Source organism: Brevibacillus sp. HB1.2 (genome assembly GCF_013332495.1).
Classification (GTDB): Bacteria; Bacillota; Bacilli; order Brevibacillales; family Brevibacillaceae; genus Brevibacillus; species Brevibacillus porteri.
Window position 1 is genome coordinate 147397 of sequence record NZ_JABMIU010000003.1, and the last position, 15237, is coordinate 162633.

Annotated in this window: 14 protein-coding genes; 11 read left to right on the forward strand and 3 right to left on the reverse strand. The window is 47.2% G+C overall.

The genetic code is table 11. The features are described from left to right. The first annotated feature begins 20 nt into the window (after nt 1–20). The 8 genes from HPY28_RS08805 (at nt 21) to HPY28_RS08840 (ending at nt 10035) form a co-directional block, all read left to right on the forward strand. On the forward strand, nt 21–1079 hold the full coding sequence (locus HPY28_RS08805) for a DmpA family aminopeptidase (RefSeq protein WP_174230419.1): 1059 nt from the start codon (nt 21–23) through the stop codon (nt 1077–1079). 72 nt (nt 1080–1151) lie between these two features. After that, nucleotides 1152–1961, forward strand: coding sequence for an alpha/beta fold hydrolase (locus HPY28_RS08810; protein WP_174230420.1), 810 nt, complete (start codon nt 1152–1154; stop codon nt 1959–1961). Nucleotides 1962–2073: 112 nt separating this feature from the next. Continuing rightward, the gene (locus tag HPY28_RS08815) at nt 2074–2547 is read left to right on the forward strand and encodes a hypothetical protein (protein ID WP_174225765.1); all 474 of its coding nucleotides are present in this window, start codon (nt 2074–2076) and stop codon (nt 2545–2547) included. Beyond that, entirely contained in the window at nt 2544–3068 is a 525-nt protein-coding gene (locus HPY28_RS08820) for a hypothetical protein (RefSeq protein WP_017250960.1), read from the forward strand. Before HPY28_RS08815 ends, HPY28_RS08820 begins: the two co-directional genes overlap by 4 nt. Nucleotides 3069–3483: 415 nt before the next feature. Further along, nucleotides 3484–4581 (forward strand): NAD(P)-dependent alcohol dehydrogenase, encoded by a 1098-nt coding sequence (locus HPY28_RS08825; RefSeq protein ID WP_174230421.1) that lies wholly within the window; start codon nt 3484–3486, stop codon nt 4579–4581. 18 nt (nt 4582–4599) lie between these two features. Further along, entirely contained in the window at nt 4600–6060 is a 1461-nt protein-coding gene (locus HPY28_RS08830; protein WP_174230422.1) for an aldehyde dehydrogenase family protein, read from the forward strand. A 632-nt stretch (nt 6061–6692) separates the two neighbouring features. After that, entirely contained in the window at nt 6693–8630 is a 1938-nt protein-coding gene (locus HPY28_RS08835; RefSeq protein ID WP_174230423.1) for a sigma-54-dependent Fis family transcriptional regulator, read from the forward strand. A gap of 88 nt (nt 8631–8718) precedes the next feature. Next, on the forward strand, nt 8719–10035 hold the full coding sequence (locus tag HPY28_RS08840; protein WP_173622339.1) for a serine hydrolase domain-containing protein: 1317 nt from the start codon (nt 8719–8721) through the stop codon (nt 10033–10035). A 111-nt stretch (nt 10036–10146) separates the two neighbouring features. On the opposite strand, the gene HPY28_RS08845 is transcribed toward HPY28_RS08840, so the two are convergent. Further along, nucleotides 10147–10482 (reverse strand): DoxX family protein, encoded by a 336-nt coding sequence (locus HPY28_RS08845; protein ID WP_017250965.1) that lies wholly within the window; start codon nt 10480–10482, stop codon nt 10147–10149. 86 nt (nt 10483–10568) lie between these two features. Beyond that, a complete protein-coding gene (locus HPY28_RS08850) occupies nt 10569–10994 on the reverse strand; it encodes a MarR family winged helix-turn-helix transcriptional regulator (protein ID WP_017250966.1) in 426 nt (141 codons plus the stop codon). 209 nt (nt 10995–11203) lie between these two features. On the opposite strand from HPY28_RS08850, the gene HPY28_RS08855 reads away from it, so the two are divergent. Genes HPY28_RS08855 through HPY28_RS08865 form a run of 3 tightly spaced genes read left to right on the forward strand, consistent with a single transcriptional unit; the run spans nt 11204 to nt 14325 of the window. After that, nucleotides 11204–12523: an ABC transporter substrate-binding protein gene (locus HPY28_RS08855; RefSeq protein ID WP_174230424.1), complete on the forward strand. Its 1320-nt coding sequence runs from the start codon at nt 11204–11206 to the stop codon at nt 12521–12523. Nucleotides 12524–12541: 18 nt separating this feature from the next. Continuing rightward, nucleotides 12542–13492, forward strand: a complete 951-nt coding sequence (locus HPY28_RS08860; protein WP_174230425.1) for a carbohydrate ABC transporter permease — start codon at nt 12542–12544, stop codon at nt 13490–13492. After that, entirely contained in the window at nt 13492–14325 is an 834-nt protein-coding gene (locus tag HPY28_RS08865) for a carbohydrate ABC transporter permease (protein WP_173622341.1), read from the forward strand. The genes HPY28_RS08860 and HPY28_RS08865 overlap by 1 nt, the downstream gene beginning before the upstream one ends. Here the strand turns inward: HPY28_RS08865 and HPY28_RS08870 are convergent. Next, nucleotides 14322–15200, reverse strand: coding sequence for a phosphotransferase family protein (locus tag HPY28_RS08870; RefSeq protein ID WP_174230592.1), 879 nt, complete (start codon nt 15198–15200; stop codon nt 14322–14324). The genes HPY28_RS08865 and HPY28_RS08870 overlap by 4 nt on opposite strands. Nucleotides 15201–15237: the final 37 nt, after the last annotated feature.

Below are 15237 nucleotides of genomic sequence, written 5' to 3' on the forward strand. Positions count from 1 at the left end.
TTACGAAAGGAATGGAATGCATGACGAAAAAAATTCGGCAGCTCGGTGCGACAATCGGGAGACTCCCGGTCGGTGAGAAGAATGACATAACGGATGTAGCCGGAGTCCGAGTAGGACATGTAACGATTCAGCATGAGCTGGACAACGAGGATTATGCATGCACGGGTGTGACAGCCATTTTGCCACATGGCGGTAGCTTGTTTCGTGAAAAGGTAACCGCAGCCAGCTATGTGATCAATGGCTTCGGCAAAACGACGGGACTCGTGCAAGTAAATGAGCTGGGTGTATTGGAATCGCCGATCATGCTCACCAATACGTTTTCCGTTCCAGCGGTTACACAAGGGACTCTGCAATACATGCTGGATACGAACGAAGAGATCGGGGACACGACCGGGACGATCAATATTGTTGTGGGCGAATGCAACGATGGTCATCTCAATTCCATTCGCCGCTGTGTCGTGCGCCCGGAGGATGCGAGAGTAGCGATTCAGAACGCAACGGACCAGGCCGTAGAAGAAGGCGCTGTTGGGGCAGGGACGGGGATGATTGCTTTTGGCTACAAAGGTGGGATCGGTTCGTCTTCTCGTATCGTAGTGGATGAGGAGCAAGCGTATACATTGGGGGCTTTGGTACTCAGTAACTTTGGCAACAAGAATGATTTCTTGGGAGCGAATCTGTTCACAAGCTGCAAAAACAATGAAAACGCAGTAGAGAAGTCCGAGGATGGCTCCATCATCATTGTACTTGCGACAGATGCTCCATTGAGTGATCGCCAACTGCTTCGGGTAGCGAAGCGCGCAGGAATCGGCTTGGGACGCACGGGGAGCCATTTTGGGCATGGGAGCGGCGACATCGTCATCGCTTTTTCCACCGCGCAAACGATTCCACACCAGACAACAGCCGTTACAGAAACACGCGTGCAACTACGTGAGGATAACCCGATCATGAACGAACTGTTTGCTGCTGCGGCAGAAGCGACAGAGGAAGCCATCTACCATTCTCTTGCGCAAGCAGTCACGACTATGGGAAGAAAAGGACGCATCGTTCATGCGTATCCGAGTCCGGACATAGGTGAGTAGTAACATAACCCTACAACTGTTGACATACCTTGAGTGTAAAGAGGTGCATGGTGTGAAATAGGAGGTAGGGTTATGTACATTGAAGTCGAAAAGGGTGTCACGATTTTTGTTGAAGACCTCAATCCTGGCCCGAATAGCAAAACGATTTTTTTCGTTCACGGCTGGCCGCTCAACCATAACATGTTTTCCTACCAATTCAACGTACTGCCCCAGCAGGGGTTCCGCTGTGTTGCCATGGACATACGCGGCAACGGCCAATCGGACAAACCGTGGAACGGCTATACGTATGATCGCTTAGCAGATGACATCTATGTCGTTTTGGAAGCACTGAAGATACGGGATGCCGTCTTGCTAGGTTTTTCGGTGGGTGGAGCCATTTCGATTCGGTATATGTCTCGTTATGAGGGGCGTCATATTTCCAAATTAGCGTTAGTGGATGCAGTTTCTCCTTCCTTTGTGAAAATGCCGGGTTCTCCATACGGCGTCCCGAAGGAGCAAGCAGATGGGCTGATCAGTCAGATGTACGCCAATTTGCCTGAGTTATTAAACACGGTTTCTTTGCAGTTTTTCAATCGAAATTTAGGGACGGCTACACTCCAGTGGTTTGTCAAAATGGGGCTGGACTCCGCATCCTATGCGCTCATCAAAATCATGCAAGCCGCAGCGAGAGAGAATGTAATCAATGACTTGGGTCAAATCCGTGTGCCAACCGGAATTTTTCATGGGATTCACGATCAATTGATTCCATTCAAAAGCGCCGAGCTCACCCAGCAGCAAATCAAAGGGTCGAAGCTGTTTCCGTTTGAAAACAGTGGGCACGGCATGCCGATTTGTCAGGCGGATGATTTTAATAAGAAGCTGGTGGAGTTTATTAACTCTTGAATGAGTCGAGTTAGAAGGCCAATATTTCTGCCTTGGTGCAGGATATTGGCTATTTTTTATTGAATTTACTAATATATGGTTTTCAATATATATGAAAAAACAACGATTAAGGATGGGGAAATTGAAGAAGAAACTGTGGATTTTTGTACTACTTATAGCAATATTTATGGGAGGTTTTTATTTTCTTGTGAAAGGTAATCCGCCATTGGATATTGGTACCCTTGCTTCAAGCAATGATCATAAATCTGTTGTTGTGGGAATTGGTAATAAGGGTTTTGGTGAAGTGGAAATATTGGGTGTTTCAGTCAATAACGATGAAAAACCATCAAAAACAAAAGTACAAGTTAGTAATGCTTTACAAGGATTCATCGTAACTGACAATTATGATAATAAGGAATCAATACCCTATGGATTTCAGAATATTGAGGATATAGCGATGAAAGCTGGCACATCTACGAAAAACGATGAAATTTATGGACTGAGTGTTATTTATCATGAAGCAATAAACAGAGTGAATATAAAATACAGCTATCTTGGGATTACATTTGATGAAATGGTGTTCTTTAAAGCGGAGGTAAATCGATGAGCCAAATGAAAGTTGTACCTGTCGGAGTTCCTTGGATGATCAGTCCCTCACATGATTTTGCGAGTTTTACTGGTTATGAGGATCGGGAAGTAAGCGTGGAAGTGATGTGTGGATATAATAAAAAGCGCTACGACGAGGTTATGACTAAGCTACACGAGCAATACGGGGATGACATTCCAGACGACGAATACAATAAAGCAGGTAATGCTATGATCAAAATTACATTCAAGGCGATCGGTCTTTTTACGAAATACGGTAAAATGTACGGTTACGAACGATATGATTTCAGCATGCTTGATCCGTACTATGACGGAAGCTTATCTATCAGTGGTGAATGGAACGAAACGGATGTTTGCCCAAATCCTGGATTCTATGAGGTTGTGGAATCTAACGTGAAAGAAGCATTTGGTTTTACATCCCCCAGAGTCAAGCATTGGGTATTATGCGCGCATGACTCATGTATCGATGTGTTGGCCTATTCATTTGAATGGGAAGAGATCGAATGGGGGAAAGCAATGTAAGGGTATCTCTCGGCTGGAAATAATGAGAAAAAATCAAAAGGCATTGCCCGTTCTTGCAAACAAGAGGGCAATGCCTTTGTTTTTCGTCCTGAAATTGAACAATTTGTTCAACATGAGCTAAACGATTTGTTCAAATCGTTCAAAGGCAATCGAACAATGTACGCATAGAAAAAGTACGGAATTCGTTCATTTTCAGTTGAAAAATATGATTGGCATGAAAATTGCTAATAGAATAATCCTCGGAGAAGAGAAACTATATTTTACTCTCGACGCACAACACTCGATTGGATTTTTCTTCATTTCCTACAGCAAGTTGTCATATTCATGTGTCTTTACGAAATTATAAATGAATCTGGTAGGGTAATCCTCGAAAAATGATCGAGTGGTGCGAAGAAATCACCGGAGGGGATATATTATGCAAATGAAAGCTGCTGTTACTCACGCAAAAGGTGAAGAATTTCATATTGAAACGATTCAACTCGATGAACCTAAGAGCGGAGAAGTTCTGATTCGCGTCGTAGCTTCTGGAATTTGCCACACAGATATGATTGCGCGCGATCAAGAATATCCAGTTCCACTTCCAGCGGTTCTGGGCCATGAAGGTGCGGGTGTAGTTGAAAAGGTAGGCGAGGGTGTTACTTATGTACAGCCTGGCGATCATGTGGTGCTCGGTTTTGCCCATTGCGGAAAATGCCATTATTGCTTGAGCGGACGTCCGTATGTATGTGAAAGATTTTTCGAGTTGAACTTCCTAGGAAACATGGAAGATGGGACAAAAAGACACCACTGCGAAGAGAAAGGGTTGTCCAACTTTTTCGGTCAGTCCTCTTTCGGAACGTACACGATTGTAAACGAGCGCAATCTGGTGAAAGTAGATAAAGATGTAGATTTGGCTCTTTTGGGACCGCTTGGCTGCGGTATTCAAACAGGTAGTGGTACGGTCATAAACAAGCTGAAGCCAGAGGCAGGATCAAGCATTGCCGTATTTGGTGCAGGAGCGGTTGGGCTTAGCGCGATCATGGCTGCGAATGCAATCGGCTGCGGTACGATCATTGCGGTCGATGTGCATGATAACCGTCTTGAGCTGGCGAAAGAACTGGGTGCGACCCATGTCATTCATGCGCGAAACGTTGATCCGGTGGAAGAGATCAAGAAGATTACGAATGGCGGCGTAAACTATGCTGCAGAAACTGCTGGTCGACCAGGCGTATTGCGTCAAGCTGTGGATGCCCTCACTTTCTGCGGAGTCGTAGCGCAAATCGGGGCACCGCCACTCGGAACTGATGAGAAAATCGATACGAACGACTTGCTCTTGCTCAACAAAACCATTACTGGCGTAGTAGAAGGGGCTTGCGTACCACGCATTTTCATTCCACAGTTGATCAATTTGTACAAACAAGGGAAATTCCCGATGGACAAGCTGGTGAAATTCTATCGTTTCGATGATATCAACCAAGCGGTGGCCGATTCTCATAGCGGTAAAACAATCAAAGCAATCATCAAGATGGACTAAGCTAGGAGGACACTTCATATGAGCAACATTTTCAGCGAATACACAAAACAATACATGGATGGAGAATGGCAAGAAGGAAAGAGTCAGAATAGCTATACCAACCGCAACCCATACGATCAATCCGAGCTGGTGAGCATCAAGCTGGCTACGGTTGAGGATGTAGAGCAGGCGTATCAATCTGCAAAAGCAGCACAAAAAGAGTGGGCAAAAACAAATGCATACGTTCGCTCTGGCATCATTCACAAAATCGCAGAAGTGGTAGAAAAAAATCGTGAGCTGCTCGTGAGTATTTTAGTATCCGAGACAGGCAGCACATTTGCAAAAGCGAATGCGGAAGTTGATTTTGTGGTCGGCGATATCAAGGAATACGCGTCCTTGCCATTACGAATGAAAGGTGAAATCCTGCCTTCCTTCATTCCAGGCAAAGAAAACCGCGTCTACCATCTGCCAGTTGGGGTCGTAGGTGTAATCAGCCCGTTTAACTTCCCGCTGTACTTGTCTATCCGCGCCATTATCCCTGCTCTGGCTACTGGTAACGGCGTTGTGGTCAAGCCGGATCTGCAAACGTACATCTCCGGCGGGGTGGTCATCGCAAAACTGCTCGAAGAAGTCGGCCTGCCAAAAGGCTTGTTTAACGTAGTCGTTGCAGATATTGCGGAAATCGGCGATGCCATGATCGAAAATCCGATTCCAAAAGTGATTTCCTTCACAGGCTCTTCCACTGCTGGTCGTCGAATCGGCGAAATCTGCGGCAAAAACTTGAAGAAAGCTTCCCTCGAATTAGGCGGAAACAACGTGATGATCGTCCTGGAAGATGCGGAAGTCGAGCAAGCAGCAAGTGCGGCTGTCTTCGGGAAGTTCCTCCACCAAGGACAAGTTTGCATGGCGTTGAACCGCATTATCGTCCATCGCAAAATCTATGATCAATTCGTTGACGCCTTTGCGAAAAAGACTTCCATGATCCAAGCTGGAAATCCACAAGATCCGAACACATTTGTGGGTCCACTCATTAACGAAAGACAAGTGGAAAAAATCCAAGGCTTGATCGATCAAGCAATCGCGGAAGGTGCGCGTGTCGTTAAACGAGGTGAAGTACATGGTACATTGATGGAGCCTGTCATTCTTGCAGATGTCACCAATGATATGGCTACTGCGAAAAATGAAGTGTTCGGTCCTGTCGCTAACATTATACCGGTAGATAGTGAAGAGGAAGCAATCCGCATTGCAAACGAAACTGATTTTGGCTTGAGTGGATCTTTGTTTACACGCGATTTGGAGCATGGCGTAGAAGTCGCTCTGCAAATCGAAACGGGTATGATGCATATCAACGATCAAAGCATCAACACCGAGCCGAACGTACCATTTGGCGGAGAAAAATCATCTGGCTTGGGACGCCATGGCAGCGACTGGTCGCTGCATGAGTTTACATCTCCACGCTGGGTATCCGTTCAGAAGGAAACTCGTCCATTTCCGTTTTAATAGATAGGAGCCAAATCCCTTCCGTTCAAAAAACCGAAGGGATTTGTTTTTTGTTTGAGGTGCTGTAGTGTGGGGAAGAAGCGCATTTCCAGTCTACGCTTCGGCCTACGCCCCGTATGGGGGATTGACTGCCCGCTCCGGAATAAATGGCGGGAGCGCTTCAAACGTAGAAGTTTCGAGGAAGAGTTCCATAAGTGAAGCTTAAATTCCCCGCCATTTATTCCTACGCTGGGTTGGGCTCCAGAGGCGCTTGGACTGGAAATGCGCTTCTTCTACGCAGCTTCTGTCAAATTCCTCGTTAGTTCATTCATGAGGGAGTGCAATAATCTTATAAGTCAGTACAACCACTCAGGCTGGTAAGAGAAAAAAGAAGAAATAAGCGAAAGTCTTTGGGATACCAACCGAAGCGTAATGGAAAAAAGGAAACCTGTCTTTAGCGTCCACCTCTGAAACGCTCCTTTGATGCGCGACTTTGGACGCGGGTTTCGTTTTTTACATGGAGCTGGGCAGGGATGACCCCCTAGCAGGTAGCCCAAGAACTTGAGCGTTTTCTTCTTTTTGCTCTCCGCCACTATAGCCCGACATAGAGGTATAATAAAATAAGGAGAGATAACTAGATGGGAGGGTAGGCTATGTACAAAAATCGGATGAACGCCAGAGATACGTTTCTCTCTGCTGGACAGGTAAAAGCTGATGTTCCCGTCAGTATTTCAGAGTCATGGAGCAGGAGCCTGTCCCATAAAATCGATCCGAATTTGCGAAAAACGCCTGAAGTACTCAACCAAATGGATGTCCACATGCTACAGGAATCCAGCTTGTTATACCATGCGTATCAATCGATTATTCCAAAAATCCAATCTTTCATTCATACAAAATATTCCATCATGCTAGCAGATCATAAAGCGAGATTACTCCATGTCAATGCCGACCACCAATTGATGGAGCTGTTGACCAGCTTCAATGCAGTTCCAGGCGGGGTGTGGAGCGAGGAATTGTGCGGAACGACTGCGTTTGGCACCACCCTCGTGGCTGGACAGCCAGTCGTCATCCACGATGCCCAACACTTTTGTGAGAGCTGGCAAAACATTTCTTGTGCGGGTGTGCCGATTTTTCATCCGATTACCAAACAGGTCATTGGCGTATTGGATTTGACGAGCTTAGCAGAAGATTTTCCTGCCCATGCCTTGGTCTTAACGCAAACGGTTGCGAAAAGTATGGAGATGGAGATTTTCAATCAGCTACAGATTCATCGGCTTTATCTGGAAAATACATTTCTCGAAAAAGAGCTAGCCATTTCCAATGATTTACTAGTGGCTATTGATTTGGATGGTCAGATCGTGCGGAGCAATGACCCGGCTACGACAGATCAACAAGAATGGTGCAACCGATTCGAGTGGCTCCACTACTTCCAATCCTGTCAGGAGCAATCCGATCTATCCCTCTTATCCACCATCGTTTCGACTGAGCGGCCTTTGCCTTTTTCACCCGATCCTGCTACAGGCAGACTTCAGCTCGTATCTTACAAAAATCGGCTGATCGGTGCGCTTGTTCAAATGCGCCGTCAACCCTCACGTTCTGCGAAAATCGTTGAAATTGCCGACATTCCATCCCAAAACAGTGGACTGCCGCGCAAGGAAGCTGCGAAAGAAATGGTGGGAGAGTCACCACAGTGGCTTGGCTTGCTGCAAAAATTGGACAAGGTCGCTGGGCGTGATATGTCTGTGCTTTTAATCGGGGAAAGCGGAACGGGGAAAGAAGTGCTATCCCAGTACATTCACGACCATAGCTTGCGAAGACATAAGCCTTTTGTCGCGGTAAACTGTGCAGCCTTTGCCCATGATCTGGTTGCGAGCGAGTTGTTTGGCTATGCACCGGGGACGTTTACGGGCGGCTTGAAGGAAGGAAAAGTGGGGCTGTTTGAAGTTGCAGACGGAGGCACCTTGTTTCTGGATGAAATCGCGGAGCTCCCATTGCCCATTCAGGCGATGCTACTGCGCGTATTGCAGGAGAAGCAAGTGACCCGCATCGGAGAATACAAGGCTCGCCCTTTAGATATTCGGATCGTCGCTGCCAGCAATAAGGATCTGAAAAAAATGGCTGACGTCGGACAATTCCGTTTGGATCTTTACTACCGGTTGAATTCAATAGAACTAAAAGTCCCTCCACTGCGCGAGCGAAAAGAAGATATCGTCCCAATGGCCGAACACTTTTTGGGCGCACACAGGCACGGATCTTTTGCATACCGCTTGATGCCGGACACGATGGACGCATTGCGACTGTACGATTGGCCGGGGAATGTCCGAGAGCTGAAAAATGCGATCGAGCATGCTGTCGTCTTTGCGGAGGATGACCGAATCTTCCCATGGCATATACCAGATATGATCCAGGAGTCAACAGGGACAACCGAAGACAGCAAACGGCTTTTGCAGTCCACGCCGCTAGATAATGAACGTGCGCAAATCGTGGAAGCATTGAACGACAGCCGCTACAACTACACAAAGGCAGCCAAGCTGTTGGGGATTTCCCGGGGCACGCTGTACAATAAAATGAAAAAATATGAGATTACGTAGAAAAGGAGTGTTCCTAGGGCATGTTGAATGGCTTTTGGAACACTCTTTTTGCTAACTAGAATCTTAGAGCCAAAGGCAGGGGAATGGAATGGACCACGCATGCGTTTCAGCACTGGAAGCATTTGTGAAGCAGTTCATGGAAAAGGAAAAGGTGCCGGGGCTCTCCATTGGCATCTCCCGGGATGGGGAGACCATCTATCAAAAAGGCTTTGGTGTCACCGATCTGGAGACGAATCAGCCAGTAACACCTGATACCATTTTCGGCATTGCTTCGGTTACCAAATCGTTTACGGCTGCAACCATCATGCAGCTCGTGGCAGAAGGCAAGCTGACTGTTGACGACTCGATTCGCAACTATTTGCCTGATTTACAAGTAAAGGGGGACATACATACTGACAACATCACGATTCACCATTTGCTCTCTCACACTTCAGGTGTTCCGCCGCTATTGCGCCGTGAAGAGCTGACGAGACTCCCCGAGCATATTGCCTATTTGAACGAAGTCCAATTTGCCCCCCTTGGTGTGCCGGGTGAATATATCAGTTACAGTAACGACATGTTTCTCCTCCTGGGAGCGATTATCGAGCGTGTCACTGGGCAACGCTATCGTACCTATGTAACAGAACAGCTGCTAGCGCCACTCGAAATGAGTCGATCGACCTTTAACCTGGAAGAAGTCGCTCGCTTTGCCGATGTCTCCGTCCCTTATATCAAAGGGGAGGATCAGCAATTGAAAAAGGTAACGTGGCCCACGCTCGGCAACTATGAAGTGGGGGGAGGCATCCGATCTTGCGTCGTTGATTTGCTGAAATACGGACAGCTCTATATTAATGCTGGGCGCTATAAAGAGAAGCAGGTAGCAGATGGAGCCTCGCTTAGCGCCATGTGGCAGCCAGTTCATCGAGTGACAAAGGACGCGTGGTATGGCTATGCGCTCAAAACAACTCCCCATTATGCAGGAGTAACGCTAGTTGAGCATGGGGGCGGCCAGCCCGGGGTATCGTCGAACTTCGGGTTTGTACCGGAAAAAGGGCTAGTCGTCAGCGTTCTTTCTAATCTGGAAAACGTGCCGATCCGCAACGTCTGGCTGGCTGTTGTGAATGCTGCCCTTGGTTTACCGCTTGCATACAAAGAAGACGAAGCTCCGCTCTATACGCCAACGAGAGAAGAGCTAGAGAAGCTCGTCGGGACGTACACGTCAGGGGAAGGCGGAAGATTGCGACTCTTCCTTCGAGATGATGCTCCTGTTGCAGAGGTAGCTGGTATTGAGTACGAGTTACGGGCCAGCAGCCACGATACGCTGATCGATGTACAAAACGGTCAACCGCTACGCTTCTTTTTCAAAAAACAGCAGCAAGCATGGGCGGTCCTCATGGGGCTGAGGATGCTTTGTAGGAGCGAGTAGGCTATGTATTTTGTTGACATACCAGCGGCGACCTAAGACATGATAATAAAATCTTGGACTCGCCACTGGTATGACTGTATCCTCAGTTTGGTTGGTATTCCCCTCCCTAGACTAAAAATGATACGTCGAGATTAAAAAGGAGAGACAGCAAAGAACGAGCGCCGGTATTGCTTTCGGAAAAGGATCTCTAGCAATCACAAGTAGGATGAAGGCAGCTACCAACATGGTCACGCCTAAAAGCAATCCTGATAGTAATGCAACGGTCGAAAACCATATGCCAATAATCAAGCCTATGGAACTGATGATTTCAATAAAGCCAGTTAAGAAGTTAAAGAGGGGAGGGAGTCCAAATCGATCAAATTCATTCGCCATTTTACCGGAAATAATTTTTGTACCTGTAAACATAAAGAAGATCGCAACGATGACTTGCAAAATAATTATGGTCATGACGGCTTCCTCACTTTCGTTATTCAGTATCAAATTTAATATATGCTATAGCATGTATTTGATGGAGAAAGTATCTGCCTCTCCATTTATTCATCCTTTACTACTTGATAGAGTTTATCGAGCAAAGCATGCAATTCCGCAATCTCTACATCGGTAAGTTTTTGCGTGACATGACTATGCGCTTCGGTAACGACGGGTATAAGCATTGATTTTAGCTCCATCCCTTTGTCACTCAGCAACAAGTTATGAGAGCGTCTATCCTCGTCATTTAAAGTGCGAATGACGATTCCCTTTTTTTCAAGCGAGTAAATCATTCTGACGACGGTGGTTTGATCTCGGTCAATAGCATCCGAAAGTTCCTTTTGTGTTATCGCTCTTTCTCCATCCATTACACTAAGAATTCCCCATTGCTCTGGCGTGATCTCAAATTGTTTTAACCTCTTCTTAAAATAGTTCGTCATTTTCATATCTGTGCGGTGAAGAAGAAATCCGGTCAGATTGAATAATTCCATAGAAAATCCAAGCTCCTTTGTTTACATGCTATAGCATATAAAATGCTAGCTTATTTATTCCAGTTAGTCAAATAAAATAGTGTCGGGAAAGCCTCAGTGAAAAAAGAGTAAAGAAAACGAAAAAACTGGTAAAGATATTAAAACTTATAATTCAGAATATTTAATATAATACGAACTATCTTGCAAAAAGATCATGAGGGGGTTCGTGTATGGGATTTCGTTCCTGGATTTCTGTGGCGCTCCAATTAACGATGGCGACAGCATTGCTTGTAGGCTGTAGTCAGCCGGCGGCCACTCCTGACTCAGCATCGCCGTCAGGTGCGAATGGCGTCACGCTAAAAATGGTCGAGAGCATTACTAGCCCACAACGAACTGCGCTGTTAAAAGAAATGCTAGCCCAGTTTGAAGCAAAGAATCCGGGGATCAAAGTCGATTTGATTTCACCTCCCTTTGAAGGAGCCGATCAGAAGATCACACAGATGCTGATGGCAAAAGAAGAGCTGGACGTACTGGAGGTTCGTGAATTCAATGCCAAGCAGTTTTCGATGAACGGCTTTATTGAAAATTTGAAGCCCTACACAGACAAATGGAAAAATTACGATCAACTGACCGACGTCGCTAAACGTCGAGCGACTTGGGTGGACAAAACTCCTTATTACATTCCGAATGGACTGTACCAGCGCGTCTTATATTATCGGACGGATTGGTTTAAGGAAGCAGGGATCGAGGTGCCGAAGACGTGGGATGAGCTCTTGGTCGCAGCCAAAAAGCTGACGGACCCAGCCAAAAACCGCTACGGGTACAGCTTCCGGGGAGGTGCGACCGGGTGGGATTACGCGCTGATCACCATGTGGGCCTACAACGGGACAGAGGTCGACCCTGACTCTGCCTTTTTCATGAAGGATGGACGCACGCTCTTCTCCACGCCGCAATCCCTGGAAGCGATGCAGTATTACAAACAGCTTTACAAGGAAGCCTCTCCAAAAGATTCGGTGAGCTGGGGCTTTCAGGAGATGGTACAGGGGTTTGTAGCGGGTTCGACTGCCATGCTGATTCAAGACCCTGACGTCATCGATGGAGCCAAGGAGAAGATGCAGGAAGGGACGTGGGCGACCGCTCCGATTCCGATTGGTCCTTCGGGCGTCGCTCAACAAGTAGTCGGTGGGCCGGGTTGGGGAATGACGTCGTACTCGAAGCACAAGGAAGAGGCGTGGAAGCTAATTGAATTCCTCTCTGATCCAGAACAGAGCACTCATTTTGCGAAAAAGACTTCCACGATTCCTGTCGTGAAAAGCGCGGCAGAAGATGAATTTTACAAGACTGGTTACTTCCAGCCGTTTATTGAGATGAGCCAGCAGCCGACGAAGTTCCTTGATGTTTCACGTCCTGTGGACTACAAAGGCTGGGGAGCTTGGCAAAGCACGGCGGATAAAGATATTCAGAGCTTTTTGCTCGATCAGCTCACCGCAGAGGACCTGCTGAAAAAATGGGATCAATACTGGACGAAAGAAAAAGCCGAACGAAAGTAGACGTGGGGGGATGGTAGCTTGGACACACAAAAACCCATCGTCATGACGACGAAGCAGGTTGTGCCGGAAGGGAAGAAATCGTTCCGGATTTCCAAAGAAGGTCGCTTCATATTTTTGTGCCTCTTGCCCGCCATTTTGTTTGTTTCGGTCTTTACGTATTATCCACTCGTGCGTGGAATCATCATGTCTTTTCAGAACTACACGCTCTTTGACTTGATGAATATTCAGTTCATCGGGCTGGACAACTTTGTGAACGTACTGACAAGTCCAGACTTTCCGCGAGTTGCCATGAACAGCTTTTACTGGGTGTTTTTCTCCCTCGTCTTTCAATTGATGTTTGGCTTTATGCTGGCCCTCTTGATGCGTAAAAAATTTCGCGGAAGAGGGATTTACCAGGCATTTGTCTTTTTCCCGTGGGCGATGTCCGGTTTTCTGATTGGGCTGATTTGGCGGTGGATGTTCAATGCCCAGTTTGGCGTCATTAATGATTTGCTCTTGAAAACGGGTCTGATCGATGCGCCGATTTCCTTTTTGGCGGATGGCACTTGGGCGATGGCTGCCGTCATTATCGCGAATATTTGGTATGGAGTCGCGTTTTTTGCCATCATGATTCTGGCTGCCCTGCAATCGATCCCAGAGGAGCTGTACGAAGCGGCGGCAATGGATGGAGCGGGGCGGATTCAGCAGTTGTGGAGTGTGACACTGCCGTATATCATGCCTACGATGCTGGTGACAATCCTGTTGCGGGTCATCTGGATTCTCAACTTCCCAGATATTATTTATGCGATGACAAATGGAGCTCCTGCAGGCTCCACGCATATTTTCGCTACCTACATGATCGATAAAGTCATCTTTGGACAAGACTACGGGCAAGCCTCGGCAGTAGGTGTCATCATCGTGCTGATTTTGATGTTGTTCACGATCTTTTACGTGAAAGCGACCAAAGTAGAGAAGGGAGGGGACTTCTGATGCACCGTGAACATCTAGGGTGGAGGACTGGCAGAGCGATTGTATTGACCCTGTTTCTTGCTTTTGCGATTTTCCCGCTGTATTGGATTATCATTACGTCGCTCAAAGGTCAAAAGGAAATCTTTTCGCTCCCGATTCAATATTGGCCGGAACAGGTGACGTTGATCAACTACTTGGAGATCTTCCAGATTTCCCACTTTCAGGTGTATATCTGGAACAGCTTTCTCGTTTCCTTGGTCGCTTCGGCTATGGTCGTATTCATCGCGATGCTCGGTGGTTACGTGTTGGCCCGCTTTTCGTTTAAAGGAAAGCGGCAGGTAATGTTCGGATTTCTCGTCACCCAAATGATCCCGATGTTCATTGGCATGGCGCCGTTGTATATGATGATGTCCAAGATGCACATCTTAAACAGCCTGTTTTCGTTGATGCTCATCTACACGGTCATGCTGATTCCATTTTGTACGATCATCATGTCTGGCTTTTTCCAACGGATACCCAACGCTTTGGAGGAAGCAGCAATGATGGACGGCTGTTCCCGGTTGAGCGCCCTGTTTCACGTCATCGTGCCGATCATGCTCCCCGGAATTGCGGCCACGTTTATTTTCGCGTTCGTCCAATGCTGGAACGAGCTGATTATGGCAGTTCTGTTCATTGATGAAGAGTCAGTCAAAACGATTCCCGTCGCGATGAACGCCTTCATCAAAAAGTACGATATCGAATGGGGAGCGATGTCGGCAGCTACGGTGCTGTCAGTCATCCCGACGATGCTGCTGTTTGCGTTTTGTCAAAAGTACTTGGTGGAAGGGCTCACACAGGGTGCCGTAAAAGGCTAGAAGTAGTCACGCACGCCAGCTTGATACGCTGTCTCATCGTCGTTTTCCAGACCAAACAGCGCTTCTTCCAAGGCAAATGTACTACGGTAAAATCGCATCCTTGTCATCACCTGCTCAAGCTGGGGGTACACCGGAGTGAAGTACTGCAAAAACGGTTCCCCGTAGCTCGCGCAGAGTCCCGCGAGGTCGTATGCCGGATCGCCCACACCCGAGCCGCCAAAGTCAATGATGCCTGTGATGCACTGTTTTATCGGGGAGTACAAGATATTCCCTGTGCCAAAATCTCCGTGAGTCAAGCAAGGCTGAAAATCAAAGTGGGCAGGGTTTACCAGATACGATTCGAACCGCTCGGCTACATCCTTTTTCGCTTGCTCACGCATTGCTGGGAACAAGTGCGAAACAATCTGTTCATACAGCTCAGTCAACTGCTTGGCCATGTCAAAATCGCCAGGGATGAGCTCTGGGAGCAAGGAGGAGACGGGAAGCTGGTGCAGTTCATGAAGAAATTGTGCCAGTTGGGCAGCGACAGTGGGTACCGAATTTTGACGAGAGGCTTCTTGAAAAGCTTCTCGGGTAAAAGGCTCACCTTCGAGTAGCGGATATCCGGCAAACACCTGCCCAGGTATTTCCTCGGCAAAGGACAAATAGATCGGAGTCGGAATCGGCAGGGAGAGATATGGTCTTACCGTACGTAAAATGTTTGTTTCGACCTTCAGTTGCTCGATTCCGGCGGTATATTTCGGGAAGCGAAACACGTACGCGTCATTGACGATGAGCACATCATTGTTTTGGCCCATCTCGTTAAAGTAGGCGGAGGTGATGGTCAATTCCGGATACGTCGTTTGAATGTGTTGGATATACGCTTGCGTTGTCATCATGATTCTCCTTCCAATACTCCGCATTTCGAAAAAA

Excerpts from the sequence above, each read along its gene's own strand:
- HPY28_RS08830 (WP_174230422.1), top strand. The coding sequence starts at position 4,600 with ATGAGCAACATTTTCAGCGAATACACAAAACAATACATGGATGGAGAA.
- HPY28_RS08855 (WP_174230424.1), top strand. The coding sequence starts at position 11,204 with ATGGGATTTCGTTCCTGGATTTCTGTGGCGCTCCAATTAACGATGGCG.
- HPY28_RS08815 (WP_174225765.1), top strand. The coding sequence starts at position 2,074 with ATGGGGAAATTGAAGAAGAAACTGTGGATTTTTGTACTACTTATAGCA.
- HPY28_RS08805 (WP_174230419.1), top strand. The coding sequence starts at position 21 with ATGACGAAAAAAATTCGGCAGCTCGGTGCGACAATCGGGAGACTCCCG.
- HPY28_RS08870 (WP_174230592.1), bottom strand. The coding sequence starts at position 15,200 with ATGACAACGCAAGCGTATATCCAACACATTCAAACGACGTATCCGGAA.
- HPY28_RS08865 (WP_173622341.1), top strand. The coding sequence starts at position 13,492 with ATGCACCGTGAACATCTAGGGTGGAGGACTGGCAGAGCGATTGTATTG.
- HPY28_RS08845 (WP_017250965.1), bottom strand. The coding sequence starts at position 10,482 with ATGACCATAATTATTTTGCAAGTCATCGTTGCGATCTTCTTTATGTTT.
- HPY28_RS08835 (WP_174230423.1), top strand. The coding sequence starts at position 6,693 with ATGTACAAAAATCGGATGAACGCCAGAGATACGTTTCTCTCTGCTGGA.
- HPY28_RS08810 (WP_174230420.1), top strand. The coding sequence starts at position 1,152 with ATGTACATTGAAGTCGAAAAGGGTGTCACGATTTTTGTTGAAGACCTC.
- HPY28_RS08820 (WP_017250960.1), top strand. The coding sequence starts at position 2,544 with ATGAGCCAAATGAAAGTTGTACCTGTCGGAGTTCCTTGGATGATCAGT.
- HPY28_RS08840 (WP_173622339.1), top strand. The coding sequence starts at position 8,719 with ATGGACCACGCATGCGTTTCAGCACTGGAAGCATTTGTGAAGCAGTTC.
- HPY28_RS08825 (WP_174230421.1), top strand. The coding sequence starts at position 3,484 with ATGCAAATGAAAGCTGCTGTTACTCACGCAAAAGGTGAAGAATTTCAT.
- HPY28_RS08850 (WP_017250966.1), bottom strand. The coding sequence starts at position 10,994 with ATGGAATTATTCAATCTGACCGGATTTCTTCTTCACCGCACAGATATG.